Source organism: Echinicola salinicaeni, assembly GCF_014280965.1.
Lineage (GTDB): Bacteria > Bacteroidota > Bacteroidia > Cytophagales > Cyclobacteriaceae > Echinicola > Echinicola salinicaeni.
Map to the genome: position 1 here is coordinate 416,031 of NZ_JACODZ010000002.1, position 21,439 is coordinate 437,469.

The window sequence follows — 21,439 nt, forward strand, 5'->3', positions numbered from 1 at the left end:
TGATATGATACGTTTAAAAAGTGTGCTAATATTAGTTTTTGCTCTTTCCATTTGTAGTTGTCAGCAGGCAAAGGAGAATCAAGCGAAAAAGCCCAATATCTTATTTCTGTTTGCAGATGACTATACTTTCGAAGCTATCCATGCTTTGGGAAATGAAGTCATAGAAACGCCCAATTTAGATCGCTTGGTAGATGGAGGAACTACTTTTACCCATGCTTACAATATGGGAGGTTGGAATGGGGCCATCTGTGTAGCTTCCCGGGCCATGATGATTTCAGGTAGGCATGTTTGGAGAGCCCAAGAGATATCTAAGCAATGGTCTGCTGGAGATTCACTTTCCCTGCAACAAACCTGGGGACAGTTGATGAAAAATGCAGGCTATTCTACCTATATGACCGGTAAATGGCATGTGCAAGCACCAGCAGAAACTGTTTTTGAGGTGGCCAAGCACATCCGTCCAGGAATGCCCAATGATTTTAGGGGAGAGCTAGGAAAGCGTGTGCCAAGTATTAGAGAAGCGTTGAAAAATGGAGAGGATATATCTGATTTGAGACCAAAAGGCTATTTTAGACCTCTGAACGAAAATGATACGTCCTGGTTTTCGTCAGATCCAAATAATGGAGGCTATTGGGAAGGAGGTAAACATTGGAGTGAGGTGGTAAAGGATGATGCATTAGCATTTTTGGATGATGCCCAAAAGAGAGAGAATCCATTTTTTATGTATATAGCCTTTAATGCTCCTCACGATCCGCGTCAGGCTCCTCAATCCTTTTTGGACAAATATCCTTTGGAGAATATACCTCTTCCTGAAAACTGGTTGCCTGAGTACCCTTATAAGGATGATATTGGAAATTCAATTGGGTTAAGGGATGAGGCTCTGGCACCTTTCCCTCGGACTGAATTGGCTATAAGAACGCATAGGAAGGAATATTATGCTATTATAACTCATTTAGATGAGCAAATAGGAAAAATATTAGATGCTTTAACAGCTTCTGGAGAATTGGAAAATACCTATATCTTCTTTACTGGAGATCATGGATTAGCAGTTGGTCATCATGGGTTAATTGGTAAGCAAAGCTTATTTGATCATAGTATTCGGGTGCCTTTTATGGCTATGGGGCCGGATTTACCTGCTGGCAATAAAGTGGACAGTGATATCTACTTACAAGATGTCATGGCTACTTCCTTGGAGCTGGCAGGGATAGATAAGCCAGATTATGTAGAGTTCAACAGCTTTTTGTCTTTGGCAAAAAATGAAACCCAGGAAGGAGCCTATGAAAAAGGAGTTTATGGTGCATATGTGAACTATCAAAGAATGATACGCAAGGATGGCTATAAACTTTTGGTCTATCCAAAAATCAATAAGGTATTACTGTTTGACATGAAAAATGATCCTTTGGAAATGAATGATTTGTCAGGTAAACCTGAAGAAGCTGAAAGAGTCAAGGGCTTATTCGAAGATTTGATGCATTTGCAGGAAGAAATGGATGATCCGTTGGATTTAGAGCCTGTTTATTCACAGCTTTTCATCTAACCCGGAATATCATTAGCTTATCTATGCCGCGGCGCACAAGTATTACGGGCTGATCCGCCGCGGGGGATAAAATCAGTCGCTTTGCTACTGTTTTCGACTCTACCTGACGGTAGGCAGGTTCAGCATCCGCCACGGCGGATGCCTCAGTCTCCAAACAGCCTGATTTTCTTGTGTTTTTAGTCCTCACTATGATCACAAATGAATAATCCGGTTTTAAAGATTTACCCTATTTCTCAAGTAGAAGAAATTAGTTTTTCCTTGAATTTTCGATATGAATTGCTCCTCCTCTTTGTGTGGTTTCACTGGAGAGGAGGAGCAGTTTTTTTATATGCTCAATAAAAAAAAAGTATTAGTGATTTGTTGAAATGAACATTGCTTGGGAATGGTTTTAATGTGAAAAATTCAAGATTTGTAAGTTTAATTTGGAGGTAAGAATTTTCTAATTCCTTCGTGTTGTCTTATCTTTAATTTGCCTGATTTCTTAAATTTTAATGCTAATTTTTTCTTACGTTTTTATGGGGTAAAACTGCATAAATACTGATTTGATTAGCTTTACCAACTTTTGCTACTATTATGAGTAAATCCGTTTTAAATATTAATGGACAGTCTGAAACTTTTATATACAACCAAAATTCCCAAAAATTGGGAAGGTTGTTGCAGTTGCTGATACTAAATTTAGATTTTCCAGCAGCTATTATTTTTAGGCAATTTGATGAAAAAGTTGAGTTTGTAAAAGGTGTAGGTATTGATGAAAGCGAATTCAATGCCCAAAAAGATAGTTTTAAAGAATTAAGCCTAAAGTTTCCGGAAGGATCAGACTACAATAAACTCGACCTGGGGAAAGGATTTGAATATGAAAATACCCGTCTAAATTTTGTAGAGGTTTTGCCCATAAAAGGTGAAAATCAAGCGGCTGGTATATGGCTTGTTTTATTGGGAGAAGAAGGTCGTGAGTTCTGTGAAAATCAGTTAAAATCCAAAAGACTGATTTTAGAGGAAATTGGGGAATGTTTTGCTCAACTGGCAGAAGAAAAGGGGAATGATGAACAAAGATTTAGAAAGTTTTTTGAAAACTCTTTAGGCTTGATGTGTATTCATGATCTTTCCGGAAAGCTCTTAATGGTCAATGAGTCCAGTGCAAAAAGCTTGGGTTATGGAAAAGACGAGTTGATAGGAAGCAGGCTTCCGCACCTAATGCCCAAACACCTGCAGGAAGGATTTGACGGTTACCTTAAGACAATTGAAGAAAAAGGATATGCCCAAGGAACTATGAAGATTTTGGATAAGTCCGGAGAGCTTAAGACCTGGCTGTTTTCAAATGTCATGGAACAAAGTAAGCATGGAGGTAAATATGTTTTGGGCAATGCACTTGATATTACAGAACGGAATAAGTTGGAGTTGGAATATAACCGGCTTAAGGAAATTCTAGAGCAGACCAGTAAGACTGCACGAGTGGGGGCTTGGGAATGTGATTTCGTAAATAATATAATTCACTGGTCCAAAGTAACCAAGGAAATTCATGAGGTGGAGGAAAATTACCAGCCTGATATCGAGGAAGCAATAAATTTTTATAAAGAAGGAGATAGCAGGGAAAAAATAACAAAGGCAATAGCATTAGCTATAAATGAAGGAATACCCTATGACCTGGAACTGCAATTAATCACAGCAAAAGGAAAGGAAATTTGGGTCAGGGCCATTGGGCATTCAGAGTTTGAAAATGGAGTATGTATAAGGCAATTTGGGACCTTCCAAGATATAGATGAAAAAAAGAAGGCAGAAATTGAAATCATAAGGTCTAAGAAATTATTAGAGAATGTACAAAATGCTTCTTCAGAAGTAAGTATTATTTCTACAGATAAGAATGGATTGATTACCGTTTTTAATAAAGGGGCAGAAAAAATGTTGGGGTATAGTGCGGATGAAATGGTTAACAAACAAAGCCCAACGGTATTTCATGATTCCGAGGAGATAGCACAGCGAGGAGAAGAATTAAGTAAAGAATATGGTGCGTCCATAGATGGTTTTAATGTATTTATCCATAAGTCGAAATTAGAAGGAGCAGAAGAGCGAGAGTGGACCTATATCAGAAAGGATGGAACTAAGTTGTTTGTTTCTTTGGCTGTCACTACTATTAGAGATGAAAATGGTAATATAATAGGGTATTTGGGCATTGCTACAGATATTACTGAAAGGAAAGATACCGAGAGACAACTTATCATAGAAAAAGCCAGGTTAAATGAATTTGTTACGCATGCTCCAGCGGCAGTGGCCATGTTTGATACCGAGATTAAATATGTAGCCTATTCCAATAGATGGTTGGAAGAATATAAGCTGCAAGATCACGATTTGAAGGGTAAGTCTCATTATGAGGTGTTTCCTGGTATTTCAGACGAGTGGAAGCATATTCATTCCAGGTGTCTGAAAGGAGAGGTCATTAGTGATGAAGAGGATGTATGGAGACCACCGGGATGGGAACATGATCAATATTTGAGATGGGAAGTGAGGCCTTGGTACCAGTTTGACGGAGAAATCGGTGGCATCATGATGCTTACTCAGGATGTAACAGAGTCCTGTCTACAGCGTGAAGAACTTAAACGTGCCAAGATACTTGCCGAACAGGCAAGTATTGCCAAATCGGAATTCTTGGCCAATATGAGCCATGAGATTCGAACACCCTTAAACGGTGTGATAGGTTTTACAGATTTGGTATTAAAAACCGAGCTTACAGAAACCCAAACCCAGTACCTTTCCATTGTGAATCAATCGGGGAACTCCTTGTTGAACATTATCAATGATATTCTTGATTTTTCGAAAATTGAAGCGGGTAAACTTGATCTAGACGTTGACAAGAATGACTTATACGAACTCACTAATCAAGCAAGTGATATCATCACTTATGAAGTTCATAGAAAGGGGCTGGAAATGTTGTTGAATATAGATCCTGATATTCCCCGGTATATATGGGTGGACAGTGTAAGGTTAAAACAAGTTTTGGTCAACTTATTGGGCAATGCTTCCAAATTCACAGAAAAGGGAGAGATAGAATTGAAATTAAGTCCCTTGGGTAAAGTCAATAAAAAAGGAGAGATAGGGATCAGATTCTCTGTGAAAGACACTGGGATAGGTATCCATCCTGATAAGCAAAAGAAAATCTTCAAGGCATTTTCCCAAGAGGATGTGAGTACCACCAAAAAATATGGAGGAACAGGATTGGGTTTGACCATTTCCAATAGCTTGTTACATATGATGGGAAGCAAAATGAATTTGGAAAGTGAATTGGGAAAAGGGAGTACCTTTTACTTTGACCTCAAAGTGAAGTGTGAGCATGGAGAGCCAGCGGTTTGGGATGAGGATCTAAATATCAAGAGTGTTTTGATAGTGGATGATAATGAGAATAACAGAATGATCCTGGAACGAATGCTGGAATTAAGGGGGATATCTACTGTTCAAGCGAAAAATGGGTTTGAAGCTATTCAGAGACTTATCAATGAAGAAAAGTTTGATGTGATTTTGATGGACTATCATATGCCCATGATGGATGGAATCGAAACGATCAGGAAGATCAGGGAAAGTTTCGAAGCTCAGCCAATTATTTTCTTGCACAGTTCTTCTGATGATGAAAAAATAGTAAAGGCATGTAAGGAATTGAACGTTCAACTTAGACTGGTGAAGCCCATTAAGTTAAGGGAGATGTATGACTCTCTTCTATCGCTAAACAGAAAGGAAAACAATAAAAAGAAGCAGGGCGATAAGGTAGAAGAAATTTCAGTACTGTCCAATGACATTAAAGTGTTGTTGGTAGAAGACAATAATATAAATATGTTATTGGCAAAAACAGTAATCGAAAACATATCTCCAGGGATCAAAGTTTTAGAAGCTTTTAATGGAAAAGAAGCACTGGAAGTCTGTGCAAAAGAACTTCCAGATATGATTTTTATGGATGTGCAAATGCCAGAAATGAACGGGTATGAGGCTACAGCGGCCATTAGGGAAAAGTATAAACAACATAATATCCTCATTATAGCCTTAACGGCTGGGAATATAAAGGGAGAAAAAGAAAAGTGCCTTAAATCTGGGATGAATGACTTTATCGCAAAACCATTTGTTGAAGAAGATTTGGTCAGGTTACTTGATAAATGGGATTTCAATTCTGATCGATTTACAAATTCAATAAAGTATTCAATGCCAGATTTTTATAGTGATTTTGATGTTGAGCAGCTTAAGAGATCATTGGGAATCAAAGAGGTAGATGATGAAATGTTCCAAACTATCTTGAAATCTGGATTGAAGGAATTGGAAAGTTCCCAACGTGATATATTAAAATTTTCTGAGTCAAAAGATCCTCAGTTGACCATTGCAGCACATAAATTATATGGTTCGGCTAAATCCCTAAGAATGGAGAAATTGGCTGAATTATCTGGTGGAATAGAACGGTCAGGTTGTAAGGATTTTGAAGATCTGGAACTTGTTATATTAATAGAGAAGGTTTTAGAAGAGTTGAAATTAGCCATAACGGCAATAAAGGAATATATTAAAAGTTAATAGCTTTCGGAGGGAGAATCTCCCTCGAAAGCTTCACTTAAAGTGTAATCGAGTTGGTAATCGGGTGATCAATCAACTTTTACTAACTAACCTTAAGCGTTATTATACTTTACTTCGATAAATATATCTCAATTGATGTGCCTTAAAGGTAAAACGTTGAATTAGAGTAGTGTGCGTCTTTTTTTGTAAGGCCATTATTCCAGAATTTGGAATACATTCTAAATTCTGTACTGTGAATCAGTGATATTTTGTATATATTAGATTTTTAGACTTTGCTCAAATCAATTCTTTAATTGTCATGAAAACGAACGGATTTCAAATTTTTATAGTGGAGGATGACCCTTGGTATGGACAAGTTATAGAGTATCATTTAGGACTAAATCCAGATTATCAGTTACAGAGATTTGAAACGGGCAAAGCACTATTGGCCAACTTGCATAAGAAGCCTGACGTGGTCACCTTGGATTTTTCTCTTCCAGATATGAAGGGAGATGAATTGTTTAAAAAGATCAGGGAGATACAGCCAGAATTGCCTGTAATAGTGGTGAGCTCACAAGAAGATATTGCTGTCGCGGTTAAGTTACTTAAAATGGGCGTAAGTGATTATCTGTTAAAAGATGATGCTACCAAAGATTTATTATGGAACAGTATCATTAGAATCAGGGAAAACCAAAGCCTGAAAATGGAGGTGGAAACCCTTAAGGAGGAGTTGGGGCAGAAATTTAATTTCCAAAAGAACATTATAGGAAGCAGTGAATCGCTTCAAAAAGTGTTCAGGTTAATAGAAAAAGCCATTAAGACCAATATCAATGTTTCCATCTCTGGTGAAACAGGAACTGGTAAGGAGGTAGTAGCCAAGGCCATCCATTATAATAGCAAAAGGAAGAATAAAAAACTGGTAGCTGTAAATATGTCGGCAATACCTGATGAGCTTATTGAAAGTGAGTTGTTTGGTTATGAAAAAGGAGCGTTTACCGGTGCTGTGTCCAGAAAGATAGGGAAGTTTGAAGAGGCTGATGGTGGAACTATTTTTTTGGATGAGATCGCGGAATTGGACCTCAACAATCAAAGTAAGTTACTGCGGGTTTTGCAGGAGCGTGAAATTACCCGTGTGGGAGGGAATTCCAAGATTAAACTGGATGTAAGGTTAATAGTGGCCACCCATCAGGATCTGGCTGAAAAAGTAAAGAAAAATGAATTCAGGGAAGATTTATATTACAGGGTGATGGGGCTGCCCATATTATTGCCACCTTTAAGGGAAAGAGGGAATGATGTTTTAATACTTGCTAAGTATTTTATTGATGAATTTACCCGGGAAAATGATATGGAGGACATTGTTTTGAGTCAATCTGCCAGGGATAAGTTATTGAAGTACCACTATCCAGGGAATGTTCGAGAGCTTAAATCTGTGATTGAACTGGCAATAGTCATGTCAAATGAAAAGGAAATTACAGCGGAAGACCTTTCGTTCAATAGCATCATACGCGAGGAAACATTTTTAACAGAGCAAAAATCTTTGAGGGACCATACTATTGATATCATAAAATATTATTTAAGTAGGAATAATAATGATGTGGTCAGTACGGCCAAACAATTGGAAATAGGAAAGAGTACCATTTATAAAATGATTAAGGATGGAGAAATTTGACTTGTTGATAAATAGGTTGTAATCAATAAGACCATCTGTTCAGGTCTTAAATAATTGTTTTGAGGCTGAAAATTTATTACTGCGTTTTTAAAGTATTATAGAATCCGGGAAATTGCTGAAGATTTTAGATCATCAAAGTGACAAAGCTAATATAGAAAGCGGTAAGCTTTCATTGGAATATATTGTTTTTGACCTTAATCAGTTATTGCTAAGAACAATAAAGTTCATAAGGCCTTATGCTGAGGAAAGAGGGCAGAACTTGAACTTTACTGTAGAAGATCCTAAGATTTTTGAAGTTATTATAGGGGATCCTTTTAGGCTTAATCAAGTTGTTTGCTATCTTATTCTCCAAGGTTTATCTTATTCTGTCAAGGGTGGATTGGAAATTAGTTGTGTGCTAATGGAAGAAAATGAATCAGAGAAAATTGTTCAAATAAGGTTGAAGGATAAAGGGAATGAAGGAATAAAATCTTCTCCCTATGCTAGGTCTTCTGAGGAATCAGTTGGTGACTTTTTTAAGTTTTATAATCGGAATACGGACTACAAATTAATTTCTTTGATTCAAGGTCATTTGATTTATACTATTGATAAGCAGTGGCAAGAAGTGGTTTCTTTGGAAGTCAATTTTAAAAAAGTAAGGTCTGAAGGACAACTATTGCCAAGGGATAGCAATGTTGATTTTCTTAGAGATAAAAAGTTATTATTAGCTGAAGAAGATAAACTCAACAGTATAATGATCAAGGGACTTTTGCAGGAAAAAGGAGCAGAAGTGCAGCTATGTAAAAATGGATTGGAGGTATTGGAAAAGTTGGAGATGAATCCAGTGGACTATGTGCTTTTGAGTAATGATTTACCTTTATTGGATGGTTTGAGAACTGCTAAAATTATTAGGGAAAAGGAGGGGGCGGGGTTGCCTATCATCGGTATATTTTCAGGAATGGACATGGTAGGAGCAGAAGGTTATAGTAATTCTGGGATTAATGATTATATAATAAAGCCATTTGATGAATCTGAATTGTTTGAAAAACTGAAAAAATGGAAAAGCAGTAATGGCCAGTTTGAAGCACCTGGAAAGGAACTATTATATGACCTAGATAAATTACACCGTATTTGCAGTGGAAATGTAGAATTTATGCAAAATATGATAAGCTTGTTTGTTCAAGTGTCAGAAAGCTCTTTAAAGGAAATGAAAGCAGCAATTAGGCAGCAAGAATTAGTAGAGGTTCAAAGAATAGCTCATAGACTAAAACCATCACTTAATAGTATGGGAATTGTTAGTGTTTTAAAAGAAATTGATTTTTTGGAAAAGGCAAAGCCTAGTGAAGAAGAGACCTTAAGAATTTTAAATAAATTGGAAACTGTGATAGGTGAAGTAAACAAGGAATTAAAGAAGCTGAAGTTGTTCTAACTCTGATAATGGTTTAGCTGATTATAGGCTACGGATCCAGTGAGCCAAAATCCTTTGATGAAGTGGTCTTAAGCCTGTCTAATGGCCAGATAGACCTTAAGACCGAAGTGGGTAATATTTTATTTAAATGATAATTTCAATCCTTTCTGGCCCAATTGCAGATATACAAATTAGTTTATATGATTATCCGTTATTACACCAGTAAACTTGTTTCTCACAGCCTGTCCATATTTATCGGGAGATTCCACAGATCTACCTGGCGGAAGATAGGTTTGCACGGAATAAAATATCGTTTCTTTGGGCTTTTGTGTTCTTACTGAAAGAATATCTTATTTACAAAAGCTACTGGTGTCTTTGCGGATATACAGATTAGTTTTAGTTGATTTTCCAATTATTGGGTTTGATTCCAATAATTGGAAATATGAGATATAGGGAGCCTTAGTATTACCTTTTTGGGCTTGATTTTAAGCTTGGCACAGGGTTGGTATTACATTTAAAGAATATCCCTCAATCGTTAATCTTCCAACGTTGCGATCACCTCATATAGGGATGCTTTTTGATAAGGATGATCATTTTAAAGTGTCCAGCTGTTTTGTCTGGGCACTTTTTGTTTATTCATGTGCTACTTCTTTTTAATTGATAGGATAGTTTTGATATCGCTATATGTATTTGATTTGATTTATTGTTTTGTTGGACTTTGTATTTTCGTGTTTTTTAGTTGTCGTTAAGTGAAAAAAGCATTTAATATTAGGTTTTGAAAACGAATATTTTTTATTTTCAAGCTGTTTTAACTAATGATATTTCATTAACCTTTAAATTAACAAAATCCCAAAGTAATGAATCAGACTATAAAAAAGTATGCATTATTTAATGCCAGTTGTTTGGCATTGATTGTAACCTCAATGACCTTTGCCGTTAGGGCAAAACTAGAAGGTGTTTTAGAAACAGATTTTCAATTATCAAGCACAGAAATAGGTTTGGCCTTTGCACCTGCATTTTGGGGATTTACGCTTGCCATGATCATAGGAGGGCCCTTGGTAGACTATTTTGGCATCAAGAAAATAGTTTGGATGGCTTTTTTTAGTCACTTGATTGGAATTGTATTGACTATTTTCTCCACTGAGTTTTATTCGTTTTTTCTTGGTACCATGTTTATTGGGATAGGTAACGGAATGGTAGAGGCTGCATGTAATCCTTTGGTGGCTAGTTTGTTTCCTGAGAATAAAACCAAAATGTTAAATCGTTTTCATGTTTGGTTTCCAGGTGGGATAGTGATAGGCAGTCTAATTGGTTATTTCATGATGGACATGCTTAGTTTACCATGGCAAGCTTTAGTAGCTGTTTTGTTTATTCCACTTGTCCTTTATGGAGTTTTATTCATGGGAAAAGATCTGCCAAAAACTGAAAGAGTGGCGATGGGAGTTTCCAATAAACAAATGTGGAAGGCTGTAGTCTCACCTTTATTTTTGTTGATGGGATTCTGCATGTTGTTGACAGCTTCTACAGAATTGGGGACAAATCAGAGAATTGAATCATTATTGAGTGAGACAGGTGTTTCTGGCATATTGATTTTGGCATTTGTCAATGGAATTATGGCTATCGGTAGAGGGTTTGCTGGACCAGTAGTGAAGAAACTGGATACTACTGGAATGTTACTTTTTTCTGCCGTTTTTAGCTGTTTAGGTTTGATCTGGTTAAGTAACGCGAGCGGTGTTATTGTATTTGCAGCTGCTTTTGTCTTTGCCATTGGGATTACCTATTTCTGGCCAACGATGTTAAGCTTTGTAGCTGAAAGAATTCCAGAAAGTGGAGCACTTGGACTTTCTCTAATGGGAGGTTTGGGGATGTTTTCAGTTTCTATCGTTTTACCTGTAATGGGATCATTTATGGATGCGGATAGCGGTGCATCTACTTTGTCTTACGTGGCCATTTTACCCGCCATATTGACTGTGATATTCTTCTTTTTGTTTATGAAATTTAAGGGGAATAAAATACAAAGAGGTGTAGAAGTTGAGAAGTCTGTCTCATAAAAGTAATTATAAGCCAAAACACAAGGCCTCATCGTTCTGATGTGTAGCTTTGTGTTTTGGTGATAGTTTTAATTTATGATTGATTTCCCTTATTTAAGGTGTTTTTTTATAAGGTTATATAGTTTCAGAGGCTCAAATGGCTTGCTCATTATTTCATTTACTCCAGCAGATTCGGCTTTTTGAATATCTTCTTCCATAACAACCGATGAAAGTCCAATTATTGGAATTTCAAGCCTTTTTTCCTGCATTTCTTTTTTGATAATTACTGTAGCTTCAAATCCATTCATTTCAGGCATATACATGTCCATTAAAATAATGTCGAAGCTTTTTTCATTGAACAATTGGACAGCCTCGGTTCCTGTTTCTGCTATTTCCAAGTTTACGTTCCAATCTTTCATGACGTGTTTTGCAGCAAACTGATTGATCAGATTGTCTTCTGCCATTAAAATGGAAACTGTATCTTCAAAAGGTTTGATTTTCTGATCATTCTGACTTTTTTGTTCCATAAGCACTTCCTTTCAAAACACAAAACCAATGCTGGATGCGAAAGTTTTTCTTTCTTCTAAAATATATCCTTTCTCCCCTTATATACTTTAATATTTTTTGCTTTGTCTGCTGGTCCAATACCTCGCCATTGATGTTATAGAGTGATTAGGAGGTGGACTGGGGATTATGCGTTGTTTTTTTGATATAAATTCTTTCTATGTTGAAAGATTCGCTACCGTTTCATTTTATAATTTATTTGGATTGGGATTAAGTTACTTATCCTTGCTCTGTAAAATTAAATGCATTTGTTAATAAAGCCATTAAAAATAGATTAATGTTTAAAGAATCTGCTATAATTAGTTTTGGAACTGTTTCGTCCAACTCATAATGCAGATCGATATTTTCCTCTTTGGCTTTATAAAAAAGTAAATCACATACCGATTTGATTTTTTCCTTGATATTCATTTTCAGATACATGTAGGGAAATACTCAGGTCTCTTCGCGCAAGAATATGGTAACCCAGATGGGCCACATACCAGGTGTTGGGGTTTTACAGTTTTTCTCCACAGCCTCTTTAACAGCTAAATTGGGATTATAATTTTTCAATATGTCCAATATTAATTTGGGTTCTACACGCTTACCTCGATGAATGCCAAAGTTTACAGGCTAGGGGAAATACGTATTCTTGGCCTTGACCATTTTGACTAGAGTCGGAAAATTTACAAAAGACTATAAAATTGAAGATGGTTAAAGTTAATTTGATTAGGTCCTGATTTTATTGTGTCAAAAGGCGAGAACGACCTTTCAATTTGCTACAAATTAAATGTTCGTTCTAATGGGGGGAATTGAAATGGGTTTTTTGGTGGAAGTATAATATTTTTGTTTTGTGTTAATTTATAGAAAGAAAATGTAGTAGATTGTATAGGGGTGTTATATAATTTTGATTAAGTTTAATTAGGGTTTAAGTCAGTTTAATGCTTCAAGGCAATTTTTTCTAAACCTGAACGGGATAAAATTATTTCTTAATTGTATTTAAATGGACGGATCAAGTATAATAATTAATAGGCCAAATAAGAAAAATGACATCAGTTCGGCGATTCAGAATATAGGCAGGAGTTATGCGATAGATGTGTTTCGCGCATTCACTATGTTTCTGATGATCTTTGTGAACGATTTATGGAGTTTGGCAGGCTATCCCGCTTGGATTGGACATGCTGCATTTGGCGAAGATAGACTCGGGTTTTCAGACGTGGTGTTTCCAGCTTTTTTGTTCATTATGGGACTATCCATCCCATTCGCTATTCAAAGTAGGCTTAGAAAAGGATCTAATACCATAAGCATTATAGGGCATATATTTATCAGGTCAGCCGCCCTGCTTATTATGGGGATTTTTCATGTTAATCTGGAGTCATATAGTGATGGAGCCGTTTTACCGAAACCTGTATGGCAAATCTTGATTACCATAGGTTTCTTTATGATTTGGTTGGATTTTCCAAAGGATCTTGCGAAAAGCAAGAAATATTTAATTCAGGCAACTGGAATTTTACTATTAACTGTCCTGGCATATGTCTACGAGGGTGGGACAGTCGAAAATCCTGAATGGATGCGTACTAAATGGTATGGGATTTTGGGACTTATTGGCTGGGCCTATATGATCTGTGCTACAATTTATGTTACCACTAAGGGATCCAGTGCGTGGCAGATAATTGCCTTTGTGTTTTTCTTTGCCTTTAATTCTTATAATGAATTGGGTTGGTTGGATTTCTTGGCCCCAATTAAGGAATACATATGGATAGTAGGTAATGGAGCAATGGTGGCCTTTACCATGGCAGGAATTATTATTTCATTAAGTTACCGAATGTGGTTTCTCAAAGGGAAGCACAAGCCTTTCTGGCTGTTATCTTTTGGTTTTTCAGCTCTCATGTTGGTTTATGGAATAGTAACTAGGCCCATTTGGGGGATTCATAAGATCGGGGATTCACCATCATGGTTAAGTATTTGTATTGCCATTAGTGTCGTGGGATTTGTATTTTTTGTATGGCTGATAGATATTAAAAAGCAATTGAAGTGGTTTAACATCATTAAACCTGCAGGTACAAGTACACTTACTTGTTATTTGTTGCCCTATATCCATTATGCTATTTATACGATAGTAGGGATAAGCCTACCGCTTGTATTACGGTCAGGTGTATTGGGTATCATAAAGTGTCTTCTTTATTCTTTGGTGATTATTATAATTACGGGTGTTTTGGAGAAGTTAAGATTGAGGTTGAAACTTTAATAACTTATCCTTGTAGACACCAATTAACCCTAAAAACAGAAAGATGAAAATAGTAAAGATTTTAACATTGATATTGATAAGTTGTCTACAATCCCTAATGGCTCAAGTGACTAATGAGGTTTTGCCTGTAAAAGGCTTTGCCATCGCAGCTCCAATGCCTGAGGAGGTGAATCGATTTGTGAAGTTTATCGATGAGGAATTAGCCCCAAGAGGAATTAATGCCTTGATACTTAGAGTAGATTATAGATATGAATATGAGGCTCGTCCTGAGTTAATAGGTGATGATCCTTTAAGCAAAGAACAAGTGAAAAAAATGGTAACAGTCTGCAAAGAAAATAATATCAGACTTATTCCTCAGATCAACCTACTAGGGCATCAATCTTGGCATAGCAAAATCGGGAAATTATTGGAGGTATATCCAGTGTTTGACGAGACGCCAAATGTGGAATTGCCTGAAGAATATAAGTGGCCCAATGAGGATGGACTGTACTGCAAAAGTTATTGTCCGCTTCACCCTGATGTACATGCTGTGGTTTTTGATATGGTAGATGAAATATGTGAGGTCTTTGAAGCTGATGCTTTTCATGCGGGTATGGATGAGGTGTTTTATATAGGTGATGATAATTGTCCGAGATGTTCTGGAAGAGACAAAGCAGAATTGTTTGCAGGAGAAGTAACCAAAATCCGCAATCATCTAGCCCAAGATAATAGGGAATTATGGATATGGGGAGATCGGTTGTTGGATGGTAAGACCACAGGATATGGAATGTGGGAGGCCAGTATGAACAATACTCATCGGGCCATCGACATGATTCCAAAGGATGTGGTAATCGGGGATTGGCATTATGAAAGAGCAGACCAATCCGCAGTTTATTTTGCGATGAAGGGATTCCGGGTTTTGACCTGTAATTGGAGGAAGCCAGATGTTTCAGTAGCTCAGGTTGAGGATATGTTTAAGTTTAGAAAGTCCGCAACCATGGAAATGAAGCCTCGGTTTTATGGAATGATGCAAACGGTGTGGTCAGGAGCAGGAAGCTTTATGGATGGTTTTTACGAAAATAAGCCAGATAGAGATGGAGGACAAGAGACTGCTTGGAATACTTTTCGTAAAATGTTTGCCAAAATCCAAGAGTTGGAAGATTGAACTACTGCTAAGTTTTTGACTATAAATCCTGGGGTAAAATGATGAATTGGTACCAGGATTTTTTCTGTAAATCTATTGGCAAAAAAGAAATGTACCCTCCTTATCTTTTCCTATTTGAGCCATTCTATCAGTAGGGAAATTGGTTTTTGATATTTGAAAATTTAGGTCCTTTGGTTATTAATTTGGGCTTTTGGACAAAAAACATCTCTGAAGTTTTGCATTTACGCGTACTATTTTTGCATAACTGATAATGAATATGGGATAATGTGTAAATTTTTATAATTTGTAAAAAGAAAAATGATTTTATGGTTTATGGTTGATTATTATTAAAATTATAAATAAATGAAGTGCATTGGGAATATTTTTATTGGTTTAGCATTGTTGATAATAAGCTCTAGTTATTTAAATGCCCAAGATTATGAGGCTAATTGGGAGTCATTGGATCAGCGACCCGTTCCCGAATGGTTTGAGGATGCCAAGTTTGGGATATTTATCCACTGGGGACCCTATTCGGTGCCCGCTTGGTCACCTAAAGGTACCTATTCAGAATGGTACCAGTTTTGGCTTCAGAACAAAGCCTTGTTTGGAAATGGGGAATTCAAAGGAGATGAAGTATATCAGTACCACAAGAAGACTTATGGGGAACATTTTGACTATTATGAATTTGGAGATATGTTCACCGCGGATTTGTTTGAACCTGAGGAATGGGCTGGATTATTTGAGGAGGCCGGAGCCAAATATATAGTGCTTACCTCAAAGCACCATGATGGATTTACCCTTTGGCCAAATGAGCAGGCCAATGATCGAGGATTTGCCTGGAACAGTATGGAAGTGGGGGCCAAGCGGGATTTGGTGGGTGAGCTAAGTGAAGCTGTAAAGAATACTTCTGTAAAGATGGGGCTTTATTATTCGCTTTATGAATGGTATCATCCATTATGGCAAAATGATAAGGAGAAATTTGTAGATGAACATTACCTTCCACAGATAAAAGATTTGGTACAAAGCTACCAACCAGATATACTCTGGACCGATGGTGAGTGGGAAATGGAAGGAGATAAGTGGAAGAGTGAGGAATTTTTGGCTTGGCTTTATAATGAATCAGCCGCCAAAGATAAAATTCTGGTAAATGATCGTTGGGGGAAAGGTTTAAGGCAAAAGCACGGCGGTTACTATACTACGGAGTATGAAGCAGGAAAAGTGTTTGATAAGCCATGGGAAGAATGTAGGGGGATGGGATTTTCCTTTGGGTATAACCAAAATGAAGATGCCCAAGATTATAATAGTACTAAGGCATTGTTGTTAATGTTGGTGGATATAGTGAGTAATGGAGGGAACCTGCTTTTGGATATAGGCCCAGATGCGAGGGGGAATATTCCGCCTATAATGCAGGAAAGACTTTTGGAGATGGGCGCCTGGCTCAAGGTAAATGGAGAGGCTATCTACGGCAGTAGGAAATGGGAAAGAGCAGCTCAATGGTCTGAAGGAGATCGAAGCATTGATCATGGAAATAGCTATTTAGGAGGTGACTATATTTTGAAACAAACTGTAGATCCTGCACCAGGAAAAGCCGTAAAAGAACTTTTCTTCACCCAAAAGGGAGGTGACCTTTACGCTATTAGCCCATTAATTCCTAAGAAACAATTGGTGATAGAAGATGTTAAAATTAGTAAAGACACAAATGTGAGCTTATTAGGTTACAATGGTGATTTGAAATATAGGGCAGAAAATAACAAGCTGATTGTTGATGTGCCGGATTTATCATTGGATCAGCTTCCTTGTGAGCATGCCTGGGTATTTAAGATCAGTCATGTTAAATAAGGATTCTCCATATTGGTTTAGGAACAAAGAATGAGAATAGCAGAAAAGAAAGATAAGGTCAAGGTGATATCCATTTTGTGTAAATCCTTTCGCGATAATCAAAGCGTGAATTATTTGGTGAAGCAGGATAAGTATAAAAGGAAGAGGGCAGTCGGGCTGATGGATTATTCTTATGAGAGTTGTAAACTTAATGGTCAAGTTTATTTAAGTGATGATGAAAATGCTTGTGCCTTAGTTCAATATATGGATTTGAAACCTCCTTTGTTTAAAGCAGCTTTATTGGATATTAAATTGATTATTAGTACTATAGGAATAGGCAATATCTTTAAAGCACTTAAAAGGCAGTCCACCATTAAAGGGTATTATCCTGAAGGATCAAAATTATACCTCTGGTATATTGGAGTGGATCCAGCTAAACAAGGTGTGGGTATAGGCTCCCGCCTATTGAATGAAGTAATGGAAAAGGAAGGTGAAAAGTTTGAAACAATTTGCCTAGAAACTTCTACACCTTTGAATGTTCCTTGGTACCAAAATCATGGTTTTGAATTATATGGACAAACTGATGATTTTGGGTTCCCATTTTATTTTTTCAAGAGATCAAGGACAGCATAATTTTCCAAAAGGTGATCCAGCGATGATTTTATTAAAGATATTTAAGATAATAACGAAGAAAAATATGTTAGAATAAGAAAAGCAATTGGTTATGATTAATTGCTTTTAGGAAATAATTTTCACATATTTGTTTAAACAAACTGACAAATTAAAAATAAGCATGAAAACCCCAATTAACCTTCTACTTACTGGAGTGTTAGGTGCTTTAATTTTAAGCTCTTGCGATTCTGGATCAGATACGAGCAGCCCAATGGTTTCCTCTGATCAGATTAGCTATAATTTTCATATTCGGCCGATTTTGTCGGATAAATGTTTTGCTTGCCACGGTCCAGATGCCAATAAGCGAGAAGCGGGCTTAAGGCTGGATACTGAAGCAGGAGCTTATGCCGCCCTAAAGGATTCACCTGAGGAGCATGTGATTGTACCAGGCAAACCTAAGGAATCTGCTGTTTATCAAAGGATAACTACAGAAGACCCTAGCATTCAAATGCCCCCACCTGATTCGAATCTAAAACTCACTGAAGAAGAAGTTGATCTCATTAAAAAATGGATCAATAAAGGTGCTAAATATGAGCCCCATTGGGCTTTTACTCCTCCTGAAAAATCAGCATTGCCATTAGAGGATGAGTGGTGTAGAAATGAAATAGATAATTTTACGCTTGCTCAAATGAAGCAACATAAGCTTTCTCCAAATGAGGAAGCAGATGCTGCTACTTTAGTTAAGCGTTTGAGTCTTGATATCACTGGACTTCCACCTAGTTTGGAATTAATAGATAAGTATTCAGATCTGAGTGGAGACAATTATGAGGCGTTGGTAGATGAGTTGATGGCCAAACCATCTTATGGTGAAAAACTAGCTGTGCTATGGATGGATGTATCCAGGTATTCGGATAGCTATGGGTATCAGGATGATGAAATGCGTACCCAATGGCCTTACCGTGATTGGGTGATTCATGCATTCAATGAGAATATGTCCTATGATCAGTTTATCACCTGGCAGCTTGCTGGAGACATGCTTCCGAATGCCACTAAAGAACAAATATTAGCTACGGCATTTAACAGAAATCATAAATACACAGAAGAAGGTGGGATTATTCATGAAGAATATAGGGTAGAATATATCCTAGACAAGACCAATACATTCACAAAAGGGATTTTAGGAATCACCATGGAGTGTGCCCAATGTCATGATCATAAATATGATCCTTTTTCTCAGGAGAACTACTTTCAAATGTATGCCTTCTTTAATAACACTCCTGAAAAGGGGTTTGAAGGAGATGTTTCAAGAAGTAAACCTGCCAAAACTCCAATATTATGGATTAACAAAGAAGATACGGATCCAGATGGAGTTTTGAGTTATTTGAATGCCCCAGATACATCACAGATTATGGTTTCTGTGATGGACGAACTGGATACACTGCGTAAGACTTATATTTTAGATAGGGGAGTATATGATGCGCCTACTGTGGAGGTTCAGGCTTCTACCCCTCCATCTATTATGAAATATGCTGAAGGATTGCCCAAAAACCGTCTTGGTTTGGCTGAGTGGACCACTGATAAGAAAAACCCACTTACTGCAAGGGTATTTGTGAATCTTATCTGGCAAGAAATATTTGGTCAGGGCATAGTGGCCTCTGCCGGTGATTTTGGCATGCAGGGAGACTTGCCAACCCATCCTCAACTTTTAGATTGGTTGGCAGTGGACTTTATGGAGAATGACTGGGACATCAAGAGACTGATGAAGCAGATTTATTCTTCAGCTACCTATAGGCAGTCTTCCGTTATCACAGAGAAAAAACTTTCCAAGGATCCAAGTAATCTTTATTTGGCCAGGGCGCCAAGGTTAAGACTGACTGCTGAAAACATCCAGGATTTAGTCTTGGCCAGCAGTGGTCTTTTGAATAAGGAGATTGGAGGAATGAGTATAAAACCTTACCAGCCAGAAGGCCTTTGGGAGGCGGCCACTTCAGGAAGAGGTTCTTTAGCAAAATATGTTCAGGATAAAGGGGATAAGATTTACAGAAGGGGACTTTACCACTTTATTAAATTGACTGTTCCACCACCAAAAGCAATCATCTTTGATGCCAGTAACCGAGATAGATGCGAGGTAACTAGAGGGAGGACCAATACACCGTTACAAGCACTGGTTATGCTCAATGACCCTTTTGTGCTAGAGGCAGCAAGAGTCATGAGTACTCAAATGGAGAAAGACGGTTTAAGCCCAGAAGAAGGAATAGAGACCGCTTTCAAAAAGATCCTCTGTAGGAATATTAAAGATGAAGAGAAGGAGGTATTGATGGATTATTTTGCTCAGGAAAAAGAGCGATTTAAAGGAGATCCTGACGTGATTGAAGAAAGCTTGGATGTCGGTGAAAAGCCATTGCTTGAGGAAGGTGTCAGCGCTGAGTCGGCTGCTATGATGCAGGTCATCGTCTCACTGTATAATTTAGAAGAAACCATAACTAAGATTTGATATGGAAAAGGAAATATTAGAGCACGGATTAAATCAAAATAGGAGAAAATTTCTTTCCAAATTAAGTCTTGGAGTAGGAAGTATGGCTTTAGGCTCCCTATTGATTCCTGATCTTTTTAAAGGGAAATCAGGTATGGAGGATGAGCTGATGGCTGCGATCCCCCATTTTGCTCCAAAAGCCAAAAGGGTGATCTATCTTTTCCAAAATGGTGCCCCAAGTCAATTGGAAAGTTTTGATTATAAGCCTATGTTGAGAGAACGCATGGGGGAAGATCTTCCTGCCAGTATCAGGAACGGTCAAAGATTAACTGGGATGACAGCTGGTCAAAGTAAATTTCCATTGGTAGGTTCTTATTATGATTTCAAGCAGTATGGTGAAGCTAGGGCCTGGATCAGTGATCTGTTCCCTCATACCGCTAAGATTGTAGATGATATTTGTATTGTGAAGTCAATGCATACTGAGGCGATTAACCATGATCCTGCCTTGACCTTTTTCCAAACGGGAGCACAGGTAGGTAATAGACCAAGTATGGGGTCTTGGCTGAGCTATGGTCTTGGAAGTGAGAATAATAATTTGCCTGCTTTTTGTGTGCTTTTGAGTAGGGGGAAAGGTAATGGCCAGGGAGTTTATTCCAAGCTATGGAGCAATGGCTTTTTAGATGCTGTGCACCAAGGTGTTCAGTTTTCCAATTCTGAGGATCCAGTATTGTACCTTGGGGATCCTGATGGGATGAAACGTTCCGATAGAAGAAGGATGCTGGATCAGATTTCATCCTTGAACCAAATATCCTATGATCAGTTCGGTGATCCTGAAATTCAGGCTAAGATCCAGCAATATGAGATGGCTTTTAGGATGCAGACAGCAGTTCCTGAGGTTACAGATATCAGTAAGGAACCAGATAGCATCATCAAAATGTATGGGCCGGATTGTTTAGTTCCTGGTACCTATGCTGCCAATTGCCTTTTAGCAAGGAAGCTATCTGAAAGTGGTGTTCGTTTTGTTCAGCTTTATCACCAAGGGTGGGATCAGCATGGAAATCTTCCAAATGAAATGGCAGGTCAAGCCAAAGATGTTGACCAAGCTTCTGCTGCTTTAATTAAAGATCTCAAACAGAGAGGTTTATTGGACGAAACTTTAGTCATCTGGGGTGGAGAATTTGGACGTACCAATTACTGTCAGGGTAAGATGTCTGTTGAGAATTATGGTAGAGATCACCACCCAAGGGCATTCTCCATTTGGATGGCAGGTGGAGGAGTGAAGTCAGGCATTGTACATGGAGAAACCGATGATTTTGGCTATAACATCACCAAAGATCCTGTACATGTTCATGATTTCCAGGCTACTGTCCTTCATTTAATGGGGATCAATCATGAAAAAATGACCTATAAGCATCTTGGTAGAAGGTATAGACTCACTGATGTGGCCGGTACTGTAGTGAAAGAAATCATCGTTTAGTAGAAGA

The 21,439-nt window shown here is 37.6% G+C and carries 13 protein-coding genes; 11 read left to right on the top strand and 2 right to left on the bottom strand.

Annotated features, from left to right (window positions below):
- The first annotated feature begins 4 nt into the window (after positions 1-4).
- The 5 genes from H7U17_RS04990 to H7U17_RS05010 all read left to right on the top strand — a co-directional run bounded on the left by H7U17_RS04990 (position 5) and on the right by H7U17_RS05010 (position 11,162).
- Complete coding sequence (locus H7U17_RS04990; RefSeq protein WP_186755523.1) at positions 5-1,534, top strand: sulfatase-like hydrolase/transferase; 1,530 nt, start codon at positions 5-7, stop codon at positions 1,532-1,534.
- 573 nt (positions 1,535-2,107) lie between these two features.
- Positions 2,108-6,076 carry a PAS domain-containing hybrid sensor histidine kinase/response regulator gene (locus H7U17_RS04995; protein ID WP_186755524.1) on the top strand — a complete coding sequence of 1,323 codons (3,969 nt, stop codon included), beginning with the start codon at positions 2,108-2,110 and terminating at the stop codon, positions 6,074-6,076.
- Positions 6,077-6,374: 298 nt separating this feature from the next.
- Positions 6,375-7,724: a sigma-54-dependent transcriptional regulator gene (locus H7U17_RS05000; protein ID WP_186755526.1), complete on the top strand. Its 1,350-nt coding sequence runs from the start codon at positions 6,375-6,377 to the stop codon at positions 7,722-7,724.
- A 112-nt stretch (positions 7,725-7,836) separates the two neighbouring features.
- The gene (locus H7U17_RS05005) at positions 7,837-9,132 is read left to right on the top strand and encodes a response regulator (protein ID WP_186755534.1); all 1,296 of its coding nucleotides are present in this window, start codon (positions 7,837-7,839) and stop codon (positions 9,130-9,132) included.
- An 836-nt stretch (positions 9,133-9,968) separates the two neighbouring features.
- A complete protein-coding gene (locus H7U17_RS05010; protein ID WP_186755536.1) occupies positions 9,969-11,162 on the top strand; it encodes an MFS transporter in 1,194 nt (397 codons plus the stop codon).
- A gap of 89 nt (positions 11,163-11,251) precedes the next feature.
- Here the strand turns inward: H7U17_RS05010 and H7U17_RS05015 are convergent, their stop codons facing one another.
- The gene (locus H7U17_RS05015; RefSeq protein WP_186755538.1) at positions 11,252-11,668 is read right to left on the bottom strand and encodes a response regulator; all 417 of its coding nucleotides are present in this window, start codon (positions 11,666-11,668) and stop codon (positions 11,252-11,254) included.
- A gap of 256 nt (positions 11,669-11,924) precedes the next feature.
- Positions 11,925-12,113 carry a hypothetical protein gene (locus H7U17_RS05020; RefSeq protein WP_186755540.1) on the bottom strand — a complete coding sequence of 63 codons (189 nt, stop codon included), beginning with the start codon at positions 12,111-12,113 and terminating at the stop codon, positions 11,925-11,927.
- A 571-nt stretch (positions 12,114-12,684) separates the two neighbouring features.
- On the opposite strand from H7U17_RS05020, the gene H7U17_RS05025 reads away from it, so the two are divergent.
- The 6 genes from H7U17_RS05025 to H7U17_RS05050 all read left to right on the top strand — a co-directional run bounded on the left by H7U17_RS05025 (position 12,685) and on the right by H7U17_RS05050 (position 21,432).
- A complete protein-coding gene (locus H7U17_RS05025; protein ID WP_186755541.1) occupies positions 12,685-13,929 on the top strand; it encodes a DUF5009 domain-containing protein in 1,245 nt (414 codons plus the stop codon).
- 43 nt (positions 13,930-13,972) lie between these two features.
- Entirely contained in the window at positions 13,973-15,073 is a 1,101-nt protein-coding gene (locus H7U17_RS05030; protein WP_186755543.1) for a family 20 glycosylhydrolase, read from the top strand.
- Between the two features lie 342 nt (positions 15,074-15,415).
- A complete protein-coding gene (locus tag H7U17_RS05035) occupies positions 15,416-16,891 on the top strand; it encodes an alpha-L-fucosidase (protein WP_186755545.1) in 1,476 nt (491 codons plus the stop codon).
- A gap of 30 nt (positions 16,892-16,921) precedes the next feature.
- Entirely contained in the window at positions 16,922-17,503 is a 582-nt protein-coding gene (locus H7U17_RS05040) for a GNAT family N-acetyltransferase (RefSeq protein ID WP_186755547.1), read from the top strand.
- 160 nt (positions 17,504-17,663) lie between these two features.
- Complete coding sequence (locus H7U17_RS05045; protein WP_186755549.1) at positions 17,664-19,976, top strand: PSD1 and planctomycete cytochrome C domain-containing protein; 2,313 nt, start codon at positions 17,664-17,666, stop codon at positions 19,974-19,976.
- A 1-nt stretch (position 19,977) separates the two neighbouring features.
- Positions 19,978-21,432, top strand: coding sequence for a DUF1501 domain-containing protein (locus H7U17_RS05050; RefSeq protein ID WP_186755551.1), 1,455 nt, complete (start codon positions 19,978-19,980; stop codon positions 21,430-21,432).
- Positions 21,433-21,439 lie beyond the last annotated feature (7 nt).